Source organism: Dactylosporangium siamense (assembly GCF_016862795.1).
GTDB lineage: Bacteria > Actinomycetota > Actinomycetes > Mycobacteriales > Micromonosporaceae > Dactylosporangium > Dactylosporangium siamense.
The window spans coordinates 1-19,205 of record NZ_BONQ01000024.1 but is presented as its reverse complement, the minus strand read 5'-3'; the positions used below and the strand labels follow the sequence as shown (position 1 = coordinate 19,205).

Here is a 19,205-nt window from a genome sequence, read left to right as displayed (position 1 = left end):
AACACCTTCCGGCCGAGGGGGCACCAAAGTGTCTCAACGAGCGAGGGCCTGCTCCAGATCGGCGAGAAGATCGTCGATCGTTTCGATACCGACGGACAGCCGGACGAGGTCCCCGGGGACCTCCAGGGGCGAGCCGGCGGCGCTCGCGTGCGTCATCCGCCCAGGGTGCTCGATCAGCGACTCCACGCCGCCCAGGGACTCGCCGAGCACGAACAGTTTCGCCCGGTTGCAGATGTCCACGGCCGCCTCCTCGCCGCCGGCGGCCCGGAAGCTCACCATGCCGCCGAAGCGCCGCATCTGCTTGGCCGCGATCTCGTGCCCGTGGTGGTCCGGCAGCCCCGGATACAGCACCTGGCTCACGGCCTTGTTCCTGGTCAGGAACTCGACGACCTGCTCCGCGTTGTCGCAGTGCCGGTCCATGCGGACACCGAGCGTCTTGATGCCGCGCATCGTCAGCCACGCGTCGAACGGGCCGCTGATCGCGCCCATCGCGTTCTGGTGGTACGCGAGGCGCCCGAGCAGCTCGTCGTCGTTGCCGACCAGCGCGCCGCCGACCACGTCGGAGTGCCCGCCGATGTACTTCGTGGTCGAGTGCACCACCACGTCGGCGCCGAGGTGCAGCGGCTGCTGCAGGTACGGCGAGGCGAACGTGTTGTCGACCACCAGCAGCGCGCCCCGGTCGTGCGCGACCTGCGCGAGCGCGGCGATGTCGGCGATGCCGAGCAGCGGGTTCGTCGGCGTCTCCAGCCACACGATCTTCGTGCGGTCGGTGATCGCGTCACGGACCGCGTCGACGCTGTGGATCGACGCCGGCGTGAAGTCCAGCCCCCAGCGCTGGGCGACCTTCGCGAACAGCCGGTACGTGCCGCCGTAGGCGTCGTCGGGGATGACCACGTGGTCGCCCGGCTGGCACACCGTGCGCAGCAGCGTGTCCTCGGCGGCGAGCCCGGACGCGAACGACAGGGCCTTGCGGCCGCCCTCGATCGCGGCGAGACACTCCTGCAGCGCGTCACGGGTCGGGTTGGTGGTCCGGCTGTACTCGTAGCCGCGGCGGGGGTGGCCCACCGCATCCTGCGCGTACGTGCTGGTCTGGAAGATCGGCGGGACCACCGCACCGGTGGCGGGGTCCGGCTCCTGGCCGGCGTGGATGGCGAGGGTCTCGAAGCCGTGCGTCATGGACCGACCATAGTGGGGGATCGCGTGAGCCGGGTCACTGGCCGTCCTTTCCGCCCGATCGCGACCCGTCCTGCCGCCCGGAATGGCCCGACGCCGTAATGGCTTGATAAGGCGGACGGCGTTTCCCCGAGGCAGACTTGAGCCCAAGCACCTCAAGTTGTATAGGAGCTGATCGTGTTCCCGTGGTCCCGCAAGCCGCTCGACCTGCCCACCGCCGAGACCGCCCTGCCCGGCCGCGACACCGAGATGCCGGTCGCCGCGACCCACACTGTGCTCGGCACCCCGCTGCGCGGACCGTGGCCCCTGGGCCTGGAGGTCGCGTACTTCGGCATGGGCTGTTTCTGGGGCGCGGAGCGCATCTTCTGGCGCATCCCCGGCGTCCACTCCACCTCCGTCGGCTACCAGGGCGGTTTCACCGCCAACCCGACGTATGAGGAGACCTGCTCCGGCAGGACCGGCCACACCGAGGCCGTCCAGGTGGTCTACGACCCGTTGAAGGTCTCCTACGAGGCCCTGCTGAAGGCATTCTGGGAGAACCACGACCCGACCCAGGGCATGGCCCAGGGCAACGACGTCGGCACCCAGTACCGCTCGGCGATCTACACCACCACCCCCGCCCAGGCCGCCACGGCCGCCGCGTCCCGGGAGGCGTTCGCCCCGGTCGTCCGCGCCGCCGGCAAGGGCGAGATCACCACCGAGATCACCACCGCCGGCCCGTTCTACTACGCCGAGGACTACCACCAGCAGTACCTGTCCGACGTGAAGAACCCCTACGGCTACTGCAACCACGGCCCGAACGGCATGACCTGCCCCATCGGCGTCGGCTCCCTGCCCACCCTCTGACGAGCCCACCGACGGTCGCCTTCGGATCAGGCGCTGATCAGGGTCAGGGTCAGCGTGCCGGTGTAACGGCCCCTGGGGGACGTGTCGGGCATCCACAGGTGCACGGTGGCGGCGACGTGCTGCACGCCGAGGCCGGCGCCGCGGGGTGCGCCCGCCAGGACGCCTGCCTCGGCGAGGCCGGGGCTGGTCGCGGTCTGCAGGGCCGGGCGGACCGCAGGGCCGGCGGTGACCGCGCCCTCCGCGTCGCTGCCGGCCCGGACCAGGACGGGTGACCAGCCGAGGTTGCCGGCGGCGACCGTCGTGGTGCCGTTGACCATGTCGGTGGCCTGGCCGGTCACCGTCCAGCCGGGCTGCACCGGTCGGGTGTCGACGACCGCGACGCCGGCGAGGTCACCCTGGAAGACCCACGCGTGGCGGTGCCCGGTCGGGTCGATGGCCTGCGCCGGGTGTCCGCCCGGGGTCGCGGGGTCCACCTGGGTCAGTGACACCCGGGTGCCCAGCGTCACCCGGATGCTGACCTCGCCCGCGCACGGCGCGGTGTCGTTCTGTGCCAGTGCCGGCACCGCGCCGGGCACCCCCGCGTCGGCGCCCGGCGGCATCGGGACGATCTCGCCGAGCCGGTCCCGGGCCACGTCGCCGGTGGAGAAGGTCGGGTTGTTGCAATGGGCCGGGTCCAGGGTGCTCACGTCGACCGCGGGATCGATGTCGTGCAGCGTCCTGAGCTGGTCGAACTGGGCGCGGACCAGGTTCAGCGGCAGCGGCGCGTAGCCCATCGAGCCCACGCTGTGCTGACCGCCGCACGCGGTGTAGGCGAAGAAGTCGACCATCGTCTGTCGCTTCTCGGTGGTCATCCGCGCGTCGTTGCCGGTCGGCAGGATCAGGTACGTGTACCCGGACAGCGGGTACACCCGGGGGTCCTCGGACGCGTAGACGCCGTCGAGGTTCACGGTCAGGTCCGGGTTCAGGGTCGCGCGGGTCAGCGAGAGGCTCACGTTGAGCGGAGCCGGCGCGATGAAGTAGCCGGCGGCGTTGCCGACCTTCGCGACCGGGTAGCCGGCGCCGAGCGCGTAGGAGTTTTCGGTGTACCCGATGGCGCCGTTGCTGCTCCCGGCGGAGACGGTGTTCATCACGCCGTCGGAGCCGTTCACGGCATACGCGCGGGGGCGGGTGCCTGTGTTCGGCGTGGTCGGGAAGTACTCGGTCCACGCCGACGTGCCGTAGTACTGCTGCCACAGGATCGGGTACTGCTTCGCGAGGTACGCGGTCAGCTGGGCGGTCGCACCGGAAGCCTCCGAGTGGACAACGACGATGATGGAAAGCGACGGCAGTTTCCGTCCGGCGTTGTCGGCGGTGATCTGCGGGTCGTTCCAGTTCGTGATCTGCCCGAGGAAGATCCTCGCCAGCGTCAGTCCCGACAGCCGCAGGTCGCGCACCATGACGCCACCGATACGCACCTGGTACGGGAAGGCGACCGCGCCCGCGACCAACGGCGCGTACGCGTACGGCCGGCCCTGTGCGTCGTCGATCTGGTTCGTCCTCGGATCCCTGCCGCGGAACGGCAGGTCGGAGACGCCGAAGTCGTTCGCCACGGCGGCGAAGTCCCTGCGCCCCGTGGCCGAGCCGGTCGGGGTGTAGTCGGCCGGCAGGCCCTGGAGCTGCGCTCGGGCGACCCAGTCGTTGAGCGCGTTGCCCGCGAACGACGAACCGGTGCCCTCGATCCGGGCGTGCCCCGCAGCGGCCTGGGCGGTCCCCGGAATGGTGGCCACGACCAGGACGGCCGCCAGACACGACGCGACGATGCTCTTCCCCCGCATGAGCAAGATCCGATCGCGGCCGGGTGAACGGGGCGGAAACGACCGGCGTGCGGCGGACACGGCGTCAACGGCGCAGCGGCCCGGGAACCTGAGGTGGTTCCCGGGCCGCGCTCTTGCCGACAGGGTCAGCTGGTGATCACGTAGTCACCAACGGTGAAGGTGGAGCCGCTGGAGATGACGGACTGGTTGTAGTTGGGGTTGCTGGCGACCGCGTTCAGGCGCCCGTCGTTGACCACGGTGACCACGTAGGCACCGTCCGGCAGGACGTTCTTGAGCACCGTGGACGCCGACGAGAGGTCGGTCGCCAGCGGGCCGGACAGGACCGCGGTGTCGGTGTCCGTGATCGACGTGATGTAGACACCGGTGTTGTTCACCATCCGGCCGATGTCGGCATTGGTGAACAGGCCCGTGCCGACGGCCGCGGCGAGCGTCGTGACGCCACCGGTGGTGGCCGTCGTGCCGGACGCGATCGTCCGCGTGCTGGCGATGGTGACGAGGTCGACCAGGCCGTTCGTGCCGGCCGCGGACAGCGTCGCCGACGTCGGGCTCTGCACCGATGCGATCGTGGTGCTCGCGGCGATCACGCCGGGACCCGCGGTGGCGGTGACCGAGCTGGTGATCGCCAGGCCGACGTCAGCCTGCGTGAAGTTCGCCGTGGGCGACGTGATGGTGGTGCTGGCGACGGTGACGTCCGTCGCCGTCCGGGTGAACGGCACCATGTTGACCTTGCAGATCAGCAGGCCGTCGTTCATGACCAGCACGTCTGAGCACTCGGTCATCTGCGCGTTGGTCTTGTGGCCGGCCACGGTCGCGCTGTTGTAGGCGCCGCGGCTCAGGAAGACGTGCGCGCCGAGGGTGTCCGGCGTGGTGCCGCCGGCGGTGTTCTGCGGGTTGAGCGAGGAGAACCCGACGCCCGTGATCTCGATGACCCTGCCCGTGCCCGCCTGCACCTTGGGCATCGTGCTCGGTGAGACGTTGATGCCGTTGGAGTACGTGAACGCGCCCGTCTTGTTCACCGTGCCACCGGCGGTGGTGACCGAGAGGGTCACCGGCTGGCCGTCGGCCGCGTGGGGCGGCGTGACCGCGGTGAAGCTGAGGCCGTCGGAAGCGATCGTCGGCGTCATCGAGACACCGCCGAGCGTGACCGTGGCGCCGGTCAGGCCCGTGCCGGTGACGACGATCGGTGTGCCACCGCGGGCGGGACCGCTGGCCGGGGACACCGACGTGACCTGCGCGGCCGCGGAGACCGAGTAGCCGCTCGAGAGGTTGGCGAGCAGCGCGCTGCCCGGCGCGACGGCAGACACCCACGGGTCAGCGCCGGCGTAGACGCAGACGTTGTACTTGGTCGGCGCGGTGCCGACGATGGGCAGGCTCGGCACCTTCACGTACAGCTTCGTCGACGAGAACATGGCGACGCTCGTCGAGTTGACGACACCGGCCGCCGCGGCCGTGGTCGGGGTGATGTTCGCGGCGTAGCTCGGCCAGCAGCCGTTCAGCGAGGTGGGCGGCGCCGCGGCCACCTGCGGCGTGGCCGGCACTGCCGTGCCGGCGAGCTGGAAGCTCACCGTCGGGGTACCGCTGAACACGGCCGTCGTCGTGTTGATCGTGACGGTCGGGCCGTTCGCCGATGCGGCGGGGCCCGTGGCCGGGACGATCGTCAGCGGCACGGCGGCCGATGCCGGGTTCCCCGTCACGATGACGGCCGTTGCTACGACGCCCAGCACCACCCCCGCGCGGGCGAGCTTCGAGCGTGTGAGTGATCGGAAATGCATGTGGTCTCCTCCGGTGGTCACCACGGCATGAGCAATGAGGGCGTGCGATCACCAAGGGACCGTTGATACACCCAACGTCACGCAACGTAACAGCACAAATGCTGAAAGTGACTCACTTTCGCCCAACTGACCGGGTGGACCGCCGTCATGGCGAGTGCGCCGCAGACGGCCATCTAAACCAGCTACACAGCGTGATTCTAATGTTACTTTGGGTTGTCCAGTGGATCGTGCGGCCGGCCGCACCGGATGCGCCGTACAGCACTCGAGAGGACCTCGCTCAATGTCCCATGTCCATTCCTGGCGGCACTCCCGCCTTGCCAGAGCCGTGAGCATCGGCGCCGCCGCGGCGACCCTCCTGGTGGTCGTCCAGCCACTTCCCGCGCATGCCGCAACCCTGACCGGCACGCTGGCCCTGACCTCTCCAGCCAACGGCAAGCTCGCCGCACTCACGAAGAACCAGGTCGTCACCCTGACCGTCTCCGGGGCCGGCGCGACCGCCCTGTCGGAGGACAACGTCGTCGCCGTCAAGCTCGGCGCCGACCCCAACTGCGACGACCTGACGAACTACGTCGTCACCAGCGCGACGACGATCACCGTCAAGACCCCCTCGACCGGCTGCATCGCCAGCAGCGCCGCGGAGGAGGTCGCCATCCTGTTCAACGACATCGCGTCGCCGGACACGATCGCGAAGGCGTCGGCCATCACGTTCGTCTCCCCGCCGAAGCTCGGCCTGCTCGCCACCAAGCCGGTGATCAACGACAACAGCAGCGCGATCTCGGACGTCACGAAGCAGGCGCAGCGGTTCCTCACCAGCGGCGCCCAGGTCGTGCGGGTCAAGGCCGCCGCCGACTTCGCCTTCGACCCACGCACCACCGCCGGTCTGAAGGCCAACCTGGGCGGTAAGGACGGCACCGACGTCAAGGTGTACGACGCCACCACCGGCCTCACCCAGCGCACGGCCGCCACCGCGACCGACCAGACGGTGACCGCCGACGTCGGCAACTACCTGACCTTCAAGACCGCGACCGGCATGGACGCGACCAACGACACGATCGTCATCACGCAGAACGGCGTGAGCAAGTCGTTCCTGAAGGCGGACACCGGCGCCGACGTCGTGCTCGGCCCGTCCATCACCTCGCTGAACGTCACGTCCGGCAAGGCCACCGGCGGCACCGTCGTCGCCATCACCGGCGCCAACTTCAACAAGACGCTCAGCGCGTACGCCAATGACGGCAGCAACACCGTCAAGGTGATGTTCTGCGGCATCGAGGCGGACAACTACGGCGTGACGTCGCCGGCCACGCCCGCGGTCAACAGCACCGGCACGATCATCACCGTCATCACGCCGAACGTCACCGCCGACGCCCTGGGCGTCGGGGCCACCAACTACGCCGGCGTCTGCCCCGTGTCGATCCAGGAAGGGTCATGGGTCAGCCCCCTCAACGGGGCGACCTCGTTCTCGTTCCTGAACGAGTAGGCGCTCGCACCCAGACACACGAACGGCCCGGTCCCCGCAATGGGGCCGGGCCGTTCGTGCACAGGTTTTGGCAGGCGAGGGCACTCCTGTCGCGATATATGCGGGGGAACCACGAAGGTGTGCCCTCGCCTGCCGTGTAGACCCGCCCGATCCCTGGGGAGGACGCCTGGCCGGAGGCGTTCGGAGTCGGCGGAGGCATGCCGACAACCGTGCCCGGGCGGGTCTTTGTGTCGCGGTGTCCACAGGGCGTGGCGGGCGCGCCCAGGTCACCGCTGAGATCAACGATCGTGCTAGAGAAAGGTTCCCCGGTTGCCGCCGGCGCGATGCCATCCACCCCGGGACCGCTGCGCGGCGCCGAGGTCGATCCGCCAGTCGGGCATCGTCCGTAGGCTGTAGAGGTCGTGCCGGGCGGTCCAGGCCTCGTTCCACGGCCGCCGGGAGGCGGCTTCCGCGTTCTCGGCGAGCCGGCGCGGCGCGCAGGGCCACTCCCGCCCGCACCAGATGCACTGCCCGTCACCGTCCGACTCGTTGTGCCGGCTCAGGATCTGCGTGGCGTCGCGCCACAGCAGCCGATCGACGACGTCTGTTGGCTCGGACTGGTCAACACTGACCAACTTCCCTACCCCCAAACTCTGCGAAACCCTGAGAAGGCCTCTGAGAGTGCCTCTGAGAACCTCCGGACGAAACGTTAAACAGTCGGGGTGCTCGCGTGGGCGGACAGCCTGTGCGATTCCGGTGTGACCACCCGAAAGTGGCGGCGCGGATAATGGCGGCCATGGAGAGCCCCCTGCTGCAGCGGATCCGCGATGCCGTCATCGGCGACGACCAGGTGATGTGGGGGCCATACGGCGCGCGCCGCGTCACCTACGCCGACTACACGGCGTCAGGACGGGCGCTGGACTTCATCGAGCGGTTCATCCTTGACGAGGTGTTGCCGCGGTACGCCAACACGCACACCGAGTCCTCCGGAACCGGGCTGCAGACGACCCGGCTGCGGGAGGACGCCCGCCAGATCGTCAACGACGCGGTCGGCGGAGACGCGGAGACGGTAGTGATCTTCACCGGATCGGGGTCGACCGCCGCGATCGACAAGATGGTGCACATCCTGGGGCTGCGGGTGCCCGCGGAGCTCGAGGACCGCTACGACCTGTCGGCCCACATCCCGCCCAGCGATCGCCCGGTGGTGTTCATCGGGCCGTTCGAGCATCACTCCAACGAGTTGCCGTGGCGGGAGTCCATCGCGGACGTCGTCGTCATCCCGGAGGATCACAACGGTCACATCGACCTGTCGCGCCTGCGGGCGGAGCTCGCGCGGCACGCCGACCGACCACTGAAGATCGGGTCGTTCTCCGCGGCCTCCAACGTGACCGGGATCGTCAGCGACACGCACGCGATCTCGGCGCTGCTGCACGAGCATGGCGCGCTGTCGTTCTGGGACTTCGCGGCCGCGGCGCCGTACGTCGACGTGGCGATGTACGGGTCCGGGCCGGGCCAGTACAAGGACGCGGTCTTCATCTCGCCGCACAAGTTCGTCGGCGGGCCCGGGACGCCCGGGGTCCTCGTCGTGCGGCGGGAGGTGCTGCGCAACCGCGTGCCCACGGTGCCCGGTGGTGGCACGGTCGACTACGTCAACCCGACCGACCACCACTACATCGCCGACGCCGCGCACCGTGAGGAGGGCGGCACGCCGGCAATCGTCGAGTCGATCCGGGCCGGCCTGGTGTTCCAGCTCAAGCAGGCCGTCGGCACCGACACCATCCGGGAGCTCGAGGAGGGCTTCCTGCGCGAGGCGATCACCTCGTGGAAGACGAACCCGAACATCGAGATCCTCGGCAACCTCGACGCGTCCCGGCTGTCGATCGTGTCGTTCGTGGTCAAACGACCCGGCGGCCGGTACCTGCACCACAACTTCGTGGTGTCGCTGCTCAACGACCTGTTCGGGATCCAGGCGCGGGGCGGTTGCTCGTGCGCCGGCCCGTACGGTCACCGGCTGCTCGGCATCGACATCGAACGCTCGCAGCGCTTCGAGCAGGAGATCATCGCCGGCTGCGAGGGGATCAAGCCCGGATGGGTGCGGGTCAGCTTCAACTACTTCATCTCCGACGCGGTGCTGCGCTACATCGTCGACGCCGTGCACTTCGTGGCCACCCACGGCTGGTCGTTGCTGCCGCAGTACCGCTTCGACCCGTACACCGGACTCTGGAAGCACCGCGACGGCCTGGTGGAGCCGCCCCTGCGGCTGTCGGAGCTGCACTACGACGCCGACGGCGAGCTGCGCTGGCCGGCCCGGCACGAGCGGGCGTCGGAGTCGGCCCTCGCGGGCTACCTGCACGAGGCGGCCCGCATCGTCGAGGCGGTCGAGCAGCACGAGCAGCCCGACGGCGTGGTCTCCGCGAACTTCGAGGCCCTGCGCTGGTTCGACCTGCCCGCGATATCGCTGTCGGCATAACCGGGTATGGATGTCGCGGGCGCGGTGTTGCCAGCGACATGGAACCCGAAACCGACGCGCTCGACGCGTACAGCCGGGTCGTCACCAGCGTGGCGGCGGCCGTGCTGCCCAGCGTCGCCAGCCTGACCGTGCGCAGCCACCGCGGCGAGGGCGCCGGCTCGGCCGTCGTCTACACCCCGGACGGCTTCGTGCTGACCAGCGCCCACGTCGTGGCGGGCGCGGACGGCGGCGTCGCCGAGTTCACCAACGGCACGTCCAGCCGCTTCGACGTCGTCGGCGCCGATCCCCTCGCCGACCTGGCGGTGCTGCGCATCCACGAGACCGGGGTGCCGCCGGCGACCCTCGGCAACGCCGACGACCTGCGCATCGGTCAGCTCGTCGTGGCCGTCGGCAACCCGCTCGGCCTGGCCGGCTCGGTCACCGCCGGCGTCGTCAGCGCCCTCGGCCGGTCGCTGCCGGTCCGCGACGGGCGGCACGTCCGGCTCATCGACGACGTGGTGCAGACCGACGCCGCGCTCAACCCCGGCAACTCCGGCGGCGCCCTCGCCGACTCGACCGGCAAGGTCGTCGGCATCAACACCGCCGTCGCCGGCATCGGGCTCGGCCTCGCCGTGCCGATCAACAGCACGACCCGCCTGATCATGTCGGAGCTGATGTCGACCGGGAAGGTCCGCCGTGCCTGGCTCGGTGTCGCCGGCACCCCGGTGGCGCTCGCCCAGCCCGTCGCGGACCGGGTCGGCCAGCGCAAGGGCCTGCGGCTGGTCGAGGTGGTGCCGGGCAGCCCCGCGGGCCAGGCCGGCCTCTACGTGGGCGACGTGATGCTGTCCGCCGGCGGCCGGCCGATCCTGGGGGTCCAGGACGTGCAGCGGCTCATGCTCGGCCCGGCCATCGGGCAGCGCCTGCAGATCACCGTCCTGCGCAAGGCCGCGCTGGTGGACGTGGTGGCCGTGCCGGAACCCCTGTCGTAGGGGTTCCGGCTTGGTGGAAGCTCAGCTCAGGTGGGTCAGCAGGTCCTGCCGGGTGATGACGCCGGCCGGCTTGCCGTCGACCAGGACCACCGCGGCGTCGGCCTTCTCGAGCAGGGCGACGGCCTCGCTCACCGGCTGGCCGCCGCCGATCATCGGCAGCGGGTCGCCCATGTGCCGCTCCACGATGTCGTGGAGGTGGGCCTGGCCGGTGAACAGCGCGTCGAGGAGGTCACGCTCCGCGATCGAGCCGGCCACCTCGCCGGTCACGACGGGCGGCTCGGCCTTGAGGACGGGCAGCTGGGAGACGCCGTACTCACGCATGTAGTCGATGGCGTCGCGGACCGTCTCGTTGGGATGCACGTGCACCATCTGCGGCAGGCCGCCGTCCTTGCCGACGAGGACGTCGGCGACGGTCGGCAGCTCGGCGGCGGTGCGCAGGAAGCCGTAACGGGCCATCCAGCCGTCGTTGAAGATCTTGCTGAGGTAGCCGCGGCCGCCGTCGGGCAGCAGGACGACCACGACGTCGTCGGGGCCGGCCGCGCGGGCGACCTTCAGCGCCGCGGCGACCGCCATGCCGCAGGAGCCGCCGACGAGCAGGCCCTCCTCGCGGGCCAGGCGGCGGGTCAGCTCGAAGGACTCCTTGTCGGACACCTCGACGATCTCGTCGCAGACGTCGCGGTCATACGTAGTGGGCCAGAAGTCCTCGCCGACACCTTCGACGAGGTACGGCCGGCCGGTGCCGCCCGAGTAGACGGAGCCCTCGGGGTCGGCCCCGACGATGCGGACCGCGCCGCCGGAGACCTCCTTGAGGTAGCGGCCCACGCCGGAGATCGTGCCGCCGGTGCCGACGCCGGCGACGAAGTGCGTCACCTTGCCGGCCGTCTGGTCCCAGACCTCCGGCCCCGTGGTCTCGTAGTGCGAGCGGGGATTGGCCGGGTTGGCATACTGGTCGGGTTTCCAGGCGCCGGGGATGTCCCGGGCGAGCCGGTCGGAGACGTTGTAGTAGGACCGGGGGTCCTCGGGCGCGACCGCGGTCGGGCAGACCACGACCTCCGCGCCGTAGGCCCGCATCACGTTCTGCTTGTCCTCGCTGACCTTGTCGGGGCAGACGAAGACGCACCTGTACCCGCGCAGCTGGGCGACGAGCGCGAGACCGACCCCGGTGTTGCCGCTGGTCGGCTCGACGATCGTGCCGCCGGGCTTGAGCAGGCCGGCCTTCTCTGCCTCCTCGACCATGCGCAGCGCGATGCGGTCCTTCACGCTGCCGCCCGGGTTGAGGTATTCGACCTTCGCCAGGACGGTCGCGGAGATCCCGGACGTCACGTTGCGGAGCCGGACAAGGGGCGTATTGCCCACCAATTCGACGACGTTGTCGTAGTAGCGCACGCGGCCAGCGTATAGCGCCGGAATCGGCTACTTGACGACGTGCCCGGGAATCACGTTGTCGCGCTGCTTCTCCCACTCCAGGAAGCGCTCCGTCTCGTCCAGCAGCGCGCCGGCGAAGTAGGTCGCCATGGCGAGGTCGTCGACGACGCCGAGGATCAGCAGGAACAGCTCCGGCACGGCGTCGATCGGGGAGATGATGTAGACGGCCGAGGCGGCCAGCAGCGCCAGGCGGGTGCCGCCGTCGTATTCGCCCTTCAGCGTGGCCTTGATCATCCGCGGGATGGCACCGAGCCGCTTGCCGAGCCCGGGCGTGCCGGGCTTGAACACCCTCAGCAGCGCCGTCCACGCCATCCGCCGTCGCAGCGTGCTGTCCGCCATGATCGCCGCCCTCTCTCGTCTGGCTATGAATGTAACGGTGCCGGGCCACAACAGCGCGCGGTAGAAATGACGCGTGGAGCGCGGAGGTTTGGTCGGCCGCCACCGCCGGGCAACCGAAAGTGACCACTCGCCTGGGACGATGGCCGTGCGGCGAAGATCCGGGCCGGTGAGGGCCCCGATCGGTCGGGATGAGGACGATCGGGATCTTTACTTCAGCGTGGCGGATACTTGCGGAGTGGGGGTTAGCCTCGGAGGTCGCGCGGATGGCGGGAGGCGGGAAGGGCAGTGGGGGCGTTGAAGCTTCGGTCGGAACAGGTGCGGCGGATCGCCACGGCGGCCGCGGTCGGTGGCGGTGGGATCGCGGGCGCGAGCGCGCTGTTCTACGGCGTGGTCATCGGGCAGGCACTGCTGGCCCGGCGGGTCATCCCCCAGGTCGTGAGCCCTCCCCCGCGCGCCGACGGTACGTATGGCGCACACTTCGACGGTGAGCCGATCCGCCTGGTCGTGCTCGGCGACTCCTCCGCCGCCGGGTATGGCGCGGAGCTGCCCAGCGAGACCTTCGCCGCGGCGGTCGCGGCCGGCCTCGCGCAGCAGCAGCGGCGTCCGGTGTGGATGCGCTGCCTCGCGGTCGTCGGCTGTGAGTCGCGCGGACTGTCGCCGCAGGTGGACGTGGCGCTCCGACACCGGCCCGACGTCGCGGTGATCTGCATCGGCGGCAACGACGTCACGCATCGCGTCAGCGTGCCCCTCGCGGTGCGGCACCAGGTCGACGCGGTGCGCCGGCTGCGGACCGCGGGCATCCAGGTCGTCGTCGGCACCTGCCCCGACCTGGGCACGATCCGGCCGATCCAGCCGCCGCTGCGCTGGCTGGCCCGGCACTGGAGCCGGCAGATGGCGACGGCGCAGACGATCGCGGTGGTCGAGGCGGGCGGGCGGACCGTGTCGCTGGGCGACCTGCTCGGCGAGCTGTTCTACGCCGAGCCGGACCGCATGTTCAGCTTCGACCGGTTCCACCCGTCCGGCGCCGGCTACCTGGCGGCGGCGCAGGCGGTGCTGCCGACGGTGGTCGCGTCGCTGACCGAGCCCGACGTGGCGGCGCCGCTGACCGCCTCGCTGCGGGCCGGCGAGGGCGTGCGGTCCCTGCCGCGCGCCGCGGCGGAGGCGGCACAGCGCCCCGGCACCGAGGTCAGCGCCGCGCAGGTGGCCGGCAGCGAGCGCGGCCCGGCGGGCCGCTGGGCGCAGCTGCGCCACCGGGTCTGGCACCGGCTGCCGCAACAGGCGGCCCGCGAGCCCTCCCAGACTGAGGACCGCTACCCCCAGGAGTCGACATGATCACGATCAAGCGGCTGGCACGGATGGCCACGGTCACCGTGATCGCCGGCACGGTCGGCGGCGCCGCGGTCCTCGCGGCCCAGGCGATGGCCGCCCGTGCGAGGTCCTACGCCAAGCCCGACATGCGGCTGGCGATGCGCTCCTCGGTGGGCGCGGTCGGGAAGCCGCCGATGCGGCTGGTCCTGCTCGGCGACGCCACCGCGCTCGGCGTCGGCGTCGACCGGGTCGCCGACACCGTCGGCGGGCAGCTGGCCGCGCTCCTCGCCGAGGGCACCGCCGGCCGCCGGGTCGAGCTGTCCAGCGTGGCCGTGGCCGGCTCCCGCTCCGCCGACCTCGCCACCCAGGTGGCGCGGGCGCTGGTCGGGCCGGCGCCGGACGTGGCGGTCATCCTGGTCGGCACCAACGACGTGACGCACCTCGGCCGCGGCTCCGACGCCGCGGAGTATCTCGGGTCCGCCTGCCGGCGGCTGCGTGACGCCGGCATCCCGGTCGTCGTCGGCACCTGCCCCGACTTCGGCGCGCTGCGGGCGTTCGCGCCGCCGCTGCGGCAGCTGCTCGGCTGGCGCAGCCGGAGCGTGGCCCGGCAACAGGCCATCGCCGCCGCGGCGGCCGGCGCGGTCGTCGTGGACCTGGCCGCACGGACCGGTGCGGTGTTCCGGGCCGACGCGGGCACGCTGTGCCACGACGGGTTCCACCCGTCCGCCGACGGCTACCGGGTGTGGGCGCACGCGCTGCTGCCCGCCGTCGAGGAGGCCGCCGCGGTCCGCGGCTTCCTGCACTGAGAAAGATGCACGGATGATGCACTGAATCTGCAGATTTCTCACAGCCGCTCGCCGGGCTTCGTTACCCTGCAGTAGCGTCAGTGACATGCCGGAAGCTGTCATTGTCGCCACCGCCCGGTCCCCGATCGGCCGTGCGGCCAAGGGATCTCTGCGCGACCTCCGCCCCGACGACCTCGCCGCGACCATCGTCCGCGCCGCGCTCGCCAAGGTCCCCGAGCTCGACCCGCGGGACATCGAAGACCTCTACCTCGGTTGTGGCCTGCCCGGCGGCGAGCAGGGCTTCAACATGGCCCGCGTGGTCAGCACCCTGCTCGGGTTCGACCACCTGCCGGGCGCCACCACCACCCGCTACTGCGCCTCGTCGCTGCAGACCACCCGGATGGCGTTCCACGCGATCAAGGCCGGCGAGGGCGACGTGTTCATCTCCGCCGGCGTCGAATGCGTGTCCCGCTACGCGCGGGGCAACTCCGACGGGCTGCCGGCCGAGGCGCAGGCGGCCGTCGGCGGCCCGTGGCAGAACCCGGCGTTCGCGGACGCGTACGCGCGCACCACCAAGCGCGCCGAAGGCGGGGGCGAGCAGTGGCACGACCCCCGCGAGGACGGCGCGCTGCCCGACATCTACGTGGCGATGGGCCAGACCGCCGAGAACCTCGCCGAGATCGAGGGCGTCACCCGCGCGGACATGGACGAGTTCGGCGTCCGGTCGCAGAACCTGGCCGAGGCCGCGATCGGCAGCGGCTTCTGGGCCCGCGAGATCACGCCGGTGACGACGCCCGACGGCACCGTGGTGAGCACCGACGACGGCCCGCGCGCCGGGGTGACGCTGGAGGCGGTGGCCGGGCTCAAGCCGGTCTTCCGTCCCGACGGCCGGGTCACCGCCGGCAACTGCTGCCCGCTCAACGACGGCGCCGCCGCGGTCGTCATCATGAGCGACGTCAAGGCCCGCGAGCTGGGCATCACGCCCCTGGCCCGGATCCTGTCGACCGGCGTCACCGCCATGTCGCCGGAGATCATGGGCATCGGCCCGGTCGAGGCGTCCCGCAGCGCGCTCAAGCGGGCCGGGATGAGCATCGACGACGTCGACCTGGTCGAGATCAACGAGGCGTTCGCCGCGCAGGTCATCCCGTCCTACCGGCAGCTGGGCATCCCGATCGAGAAGCTCAACGTCAACGGCGGCGCGATCGCGGTCGGTCACCCGTTCGGCATGACCGGCGCCCGCATCACCGGCACCCTGATCAACTCGCTGAGCTGGCACGACAAGTCGATCGGCCTGGAGACCATGTGCGTCGGCGGCGGCCAGGGCATGGCCATGGTCATCGAGCGCTTGTCGTAGATGCGCCACAGCGTAGATTGACCGCAGCCGGGCGCGGGTGCTCTCAGCCTCACTGAAGCGCAGGCGTCAGAGCTGCCCGCGCACGGCCCGCACTTTCTCGGCGGCCTCGTCCACCAGGGCGGGGCCGCCGAACCGGGTCAGGTCCGCCGCCACCACCCGCAGCTGGTCCGGCAGGGCGAGGTCGTTGTCGAGGCGGGGCACCGGCCGGCGGTCCCGGCCCTCCGCGTCGGCGCAGCGGTCCGCCAGCCACTGCACCAGGTCGTGCACCGTGTCGGCGCGAGGGACCCCGGACGCACCGGACGCCGCCCATCGGGACGGCGTCCAGTGTCCGACCTGCCCGACCAGCCTGCCCACCGTCACGGTGAGGCGGTCGTCGGGCTGCATCAGCGTCGCAGGTAGCTGAGCATGCGCAGGATCTCCCAGTACAGGAAGATCAGCCCGACCAGGATGCCGAACGAGCAGTACCAGGCGTACTTCTCCGGCAGCCCCTGCCGGACGCCCTGCTCGACGGCGTCGAAGTCGAGCACGAACGTGAGCGCCGCGACCACGATGATCACGAGGCTGAACACGATCGGCAGCCAGCCGACCTTGCCCTCGGTGCCGTAGTCACGCAGGCCGAGGTTGAGCCCGAACAGGTAGAACACGAAGTTGGCCAGGCTCAGCACCACGACGCCGACGAGGGCGCCGATGACCATCTTCGTGAACCGTGGCGTGGCCCGCAGGATCTGCAGCTTGTAGAGCACCGCCATGATGGCGAAGATGCCGAACGTGCCGATGACCGCCTGGATGACGATGCCGCTGTAGGCATGCTCGTACCAGCGGCTGACCACGCCGAGCAGCACGCCCTGCAGGGCGGCGTAGGGGATGATGACGGCCGGGTTGGTCACCTGCGCGAACGAGATGACCAGGCCCAGGACCAGGCCCGCGATGAGCGAACCGAACAGCGCGAGGGTGGTGACGCCACCGGTGTCCGGCAGGAGCGCCCAGGCCCCGGCACCGAAGATGCCGGTGACGCCGAGCAGGGCGACGGTGCGCACCACGACGTCGTCGATGGTCATCGCCCGGGTGGCGGACGGGGCCGTGTAGCCGGACTGGGGATACCCGTAGCCGGGAGGCGCACCGAAGCTCGGCGGTTGCACTTGCGACCGCTCCTGTCGCGCCGCCTGTCCTAGGCGGTTGAGCACCGGGTTCGAACTCTGCACGATCAGCCTCCAGAGGCGTCGCATTCATGTGTACGACCAGCGTACCGCGCCTGCCCGGATCAAGTGGATCTCAGTTTCGCGGGGGCCGGAGCAAACCGCCCCGGCCCCCGCCGGTCGGGTGCTATACGCCGAAGGTCTCGCAGCGACCACCGGTGTTGGTGTTGTTGCCGCGGCCCGCGGCGGCGGTGTCGGCGCCCGCGCCGCAGTCGACGGCGTCGTTGCCGCTGCCGGTGCCGATCACGTCGTTGCCGGCGCCGGTGGTGACGGTGTTGTTGCCGTTCCCGGCGTCGACGCGGTCGTCGCCGGCACCGGTGGTGATGCTGTCGTTGCCCGACGCGGTGACGACGACGTTGGTGCCGTCGCCGGCCCGGATGACGTTGTTGCCGCCGCCGGCCTCGATCCGGTCGTCGCCGGCGCCGGTGGTGATCACGTCGTTGCCGGAGGCCGCGGTGATCGTGTTGGTGCCGGCGCCCGCGTCGACGACGTTGTTGCCGCCGCCGGCGTCGATCCGGTCGTCGCCGCCCGTGGTGGTGATCACGTCGTTGCCCGGGCCGGTCACGACGCAGTCGGCGCCGCCCCCGCCGGTGACGACGTCGTTGCCGCCGCGGCCGACGATCAGGTCGCCGCCGGCGGTGCCGGCGAGGCGGTCGTTGCCGGTGGTGCCGACCACCACGGTGTCGACGGCGCCGCACAGCAGCCCGGCGGCCTGGACCGTGACGGCGCCGGCGTGCTGGATGCCGGTCAGCGTGTCGGTGAACGCCAGGGAGCCACCGGCCGGGACGCCGAACGTGACCGGCACGGAGCGGAAGGTCACCGCCACGACCGCCGGGTCACCGGCGAGCGTCGACACGCCGACGGCACCCGTGATCAGGTACGACCCTTCGCCGAGCGTGATCGTGGCGAGGCTGCCGGTGACCGCGAGCTGGACGGGCGCCGTACCGCCGCCAACATCGAAACGGACCGCACCGCCGGAGCCGGCGGACACCGCGACCGCCCTGTCCCCGCGGGCCGTGATCCGGCCGGAGACCGCGGCGGCGGCGAATGCGGCCGAGTCGGTGGGTGCCGGGTCGACCTCGTCGAGGATGCCGTCGTCGTCCGCGTCGAGGTCGGTGCAGGCGATCGTGCCGCCGCGCAGGGCGTGCCCGTCGGTGCCGCTGTCGTCGGACCAGAACACCGGCTTGCGACCGGCGGCGCACGCCGACTGCGGCGCGATCGCGAAGCCCTCGTTGTTGAGGTTCGGCATGCCGGCCGGGCGTTCGTACAGGCCGCTGACGGCGAACGTGCCGGCGGTCACGTCGAGGGTGGCGACCCGGCCGTTGCAGGTGTCGTCGCAGACCGCCCACAGGTGCCCGGTCTCCGGCTCGAACTCCAGGTCCATCACGGACGGGAACCCGCTGGCGAACGTCGCGACCCGGGTGAAGCCGCCGCCCGGGGTGAGGGCGTAGGCGTACACGGCGCCGTTGGCCTCCAGGCCGACGAGGAACAGCCCGTCGCCGTGACCCGGGTACGCGGCCGGGTCGTACGCGCCACCCCGCTGGTCGGCGAACCCGTGCGCGGTGAGGTACGCGTCCGGCACCCAGGTGATCGCCTCGAGGCCACTGTTCGCGGCGACGGCGGGCAGGTCCGCGGTGAGGTTCCACTCGGCGGTCGCGGTGCCGCTGACGCCGTCGTACCGCTCGATCGTCGGCCGGCTGACGCCGCTCACGGCGTTGTTGCGCTCGGTCGACACGTAGATGCCGTCGGGCCGCCAGACCACGCCTTCGGCGTCGACGTCGCCCGTGCCGTCGGCGTAGTGCAGGACCGTGGTGGTCGCCGGCGTCCAGGCCGCGCCGTCCCAGGTCAGGCGGTACAGCGTGCCGGGGCCGTTCTTGACCGCCCAGAGGGTCGAGCCGCCCTGGTATGCCAGGCCGCTCAGGTTGCCGCCGAACACGTTGAGCTGGTCGGCGGTGGTGACCTCCGCGCCGCCCGGCCACGCCGTGGCGGGCGTCTGGCCGGCGCACGCGTTGGCCGCGCCCCTGGTGGCCGCCGTCGTCGCGGCGAACTGCCCCGTGCCGTCCGGGCAGCGCCCGTAGGTCACCGCCGCGTGGGCGGTCCAGGTGTACGAGTCGAGCAGCTGGACGCCGTCGGCCGCGAACAGGCGGGCGGAGTCGGCGCCACCGAGCCCGTACGCGGTCTCGACGTCGACCGGCAGGTAGCCGCCGGCGGCGATCGTCGTGCCGGCCGCGATCGTGAACACGTGGGTGTCGTCGTTGTCCTTGACCTGCCACCCCGAGATGTCCACGGCCGCGGTGCC

15 protein-coding genes and 1 pseudogene are annotated in these 19,205 nt (G+C 71.3%); 7 read left to right on the top strand and 9 right to left on the bottom strand.

The window, feature by feature from the left end; all coding sequences use genetic code 11:
• Window positions 1–33: 33 nt before the first annotated feature.
• Complete coding sequence (locus Dsi01nite_RS07120; protein WP_203845235.1) at window positions 34–1,176, bottom strand: cystathionine gamma-synthase; 1,143 nt, start codon at window positions 1,174–1,176, stop codon at window positions 34–36.
• 246 nt (window positions 1,177–1,422) lie between these two features.
• Here Dsi01nite_RS07120 and msrA point away from each other — a divergent pair, with 246 nt between their 5' ends.
• Entirely contained in the window at window positions 1,423–2,019 is a 597-nt protein-coding gene (msrA, locus tag Dsi01nite_RS07115) for a peptide-methionine (S)-S-oxide reductase MsrA (protein ID WP_239135759.1), read from the top strand.
• 26 nt (window positions 2,020–2,045) lie between these two features.
• Here the strand turns inward: msrA and Dsi01nite_RS07110 are convergent, their stop codons facing one another.
• A complete protein-coding gene (locus Dsi01nite_RS07110) occupies window positions 2,046–3,833 on the bottom strand; it encodes a substrate-binding domain-containing protein (protein ID WP_203845233.1) in 1,788 nt (595 codons plus the stop codon).
• A 125-nt stretch (window positions 3,834–3,958) separates the two neighbouring features.
• A complete protein-coding gene (locus tag Dsi01nite_RS07105) occupies window positions 3,959–5,605 on the bottom strand; it encodes an IPT/TIG domain-containing protein (protein ID WP_203845232.1) in 1,647 nt (548 codons plus the stop codon).
• Between the two features lie 280 nt (window positions 5,606–5,885).
• Here Dsi01nite_RS07105 and Dsi01nite_RS07100 point away from each other — a divergent pair, with 280 nt between their 5' ends.
• Complete coding sequence (locus Dsi01nite_RS07100) at window positions 5,886–7,082, top strand: IPT/TIG domain-containing protein (RefSeq protein WP_203845231.1); 1,197 nt, start codon at window positions 5,886–5,888, stop codon at window positions 7,080–7,082.
• Window positions 7,083–7,372: 290 nt separating this feature from the next.
• On the opposite strand, the gene Dsi01nite_RS07095 is transcribed toward Dsi01nite_RS07100, so the two are convergent.
• Complete coding sequence (locus Dsi01nite_RS07095) at window positions 7,373–7,696, bottom strand: hypothetical protein (protein WP_203845230.1); 324 nt, start codon at window positions 7,694–7,696, stop codon at window positions 7,373–7,375.
• A gap of 161 nt (window positions 7,697–7,857) precedes the next feature.
• Between Dsi01nite_RS07095 and Dsi01nite_RS07090 the strand changes: the two genes are divergently transcribed.
• Both Dsi01nite_RS07090 and Dsi01nite_RS07085 read left to right on the top strand, forming a co-directional pair.
• On the top strand, window positions 7,858–9,531 hold the full coding sequence (locus Dsi01nite_RS07090) for an aminotransferase class V-fold PLP-dependent enzyme (protein WP_203845229.1): 1,674 nt from the start codon (window positions 7,858–7,860) through the stop codon (window positions 9,529–9,531).
• A 38-nt stretch (window positions 9,532–9,569) separates the two neighbouring features.
• Window positions 9,570–10,499: a S1C family serine protease gene (locus tag Dsi01nite_RS07085; protein ID WP_203845228.1), complete on the top strand. Its 930-nt coding sequence runs from the start codon at window positions 9,570–9,572 to the stop codon at window positions 10,497–10,499.
• Window positions 10,500–10,520: 21 nt separating this feature from the next.
• Here the strand turns inward: Dsi01nite_RS07085 and Dsi01nite_RS07080 are convergent, their stop codons facing one another.
• Window positions 10,521–11,885, bottom strand: a complete 1,365-nt coding sequence (locus Dsi01nite_RS07080; protein WP_203845227.1) for a cystathionine beta-synthase — start codon at window positions 11,883–11,885, stop codon at window positions 10,521–10,523.
• 27 nt (window positions 11,886–11,912) lie between these two features.
• Window positions 11,913–12,263 (bottom strand): YkvA family protein, encoded by a 351-nt coding sequence (locus Dsi01nite_RS07075; protein ID WP_203845226.1) that lies wholly within the window; start codon window positions 12,261–12,263, stop codon window positions 11,913–11,915.
• A gap of 285 nt (window positions 12,264–12,548) precedes the next feature.
• On the opposite strand from Dsi01nite_RS07075, the gene Dsi01nite_RS07070 reads away from it, so the two are divergent.
• The 3 genes from Dsi01nite_RS07070 (at window position 12,549) to Dsi01nite_RS07060 (ending at window position 15,710) form a co-directional block, all read left to right on the top strand.
• The gene (locus tag Dsi01nite_RS07070) at window positions 12,549–13,595 is read left to right on the top strand and encodes an SGNH/GDSL hydrolase family protein (protein WP_203845225.1); all 1,047 of its coding nucleotides are present in this window, start codon (window positions 12,549–12,551) and stop codon (window positions 13,593–13,595) included.
• Window positions 13,592–14,377, top strand: coding sequence for an SGNH/GDSL hydrolase family protein (locus Dsi01nite_RS07065; RefSeq protein WP_203845224.1), 786 nt, complete (start codon window positions 13,592–13,594; stop codon window positions 14,375–14,377). The genes Dsi01nite_RS07070 and Dsi01nite_RS07065 overlap by 4 nt, the downstream gene beginning before the upstream one ends.
• A gap of 85 nt (window positions 14,378–14,462) precedes the next feature.
• The gene (locus Dsi01nite_RS07060) at window positions 14,463–15,710 is read left to right on the top strand and encodes an acetyl-CoA C-acetyltransferase (protein WP_203845223.1); all 1,248 of its coding nucleotides are present in this window, start codon (window positions 14,463–14,465) and stop codon (window positions 15,708–15,710) included.
• A 66-nt stretch (window positions 15,711–15,776) separates the two neighbouring features.
• Here Dsi01nite_RS07060 and Dsi01nite_RS07055 read toward each other — a convergent pair whose 3' ends face one another.
• The 3 genes and pseudogenes from Dsi01nite_RS07055 to Dsi01nite_RS07045 all read right to left on the bottom strand — a co-directional run.
• Complete coding sequence (locus Dsi01nite_RS07055; RefSeq protein ID WP_203845222.1) at window positions 15,777–16,094, bottom strand: hypothetical protein; 318 nt, start codon at window positions 16,092–16,094, stop codon at window positions 15,777–15,779.
• The gene (locus Dsi01nite_RS07050) at window positions 16,094–16,912 is read right to left on the bottom strand and encodes a Bax inhibitor-1/YccA family protein (protein WP_203845221.1); all 819 of its coding nucleotides are present in this window, start codon (window positions 16,910–16,912) and stop codon (window positions 16,094–16,096) included. Before Dsi01nite_RS07050 ends, Dsi01nite_RS07055 begins: the two co-directional genes overlap by 1 nt.
• A 121-nt stretch (window positions 16,913–17,033) precedes the next feature.
• A pseudogene (locus Dsi01nite_RS07045) lies at window positions 17,034–19,205 on the bottom strand (hypothetical protein); the annotation flags it as partial.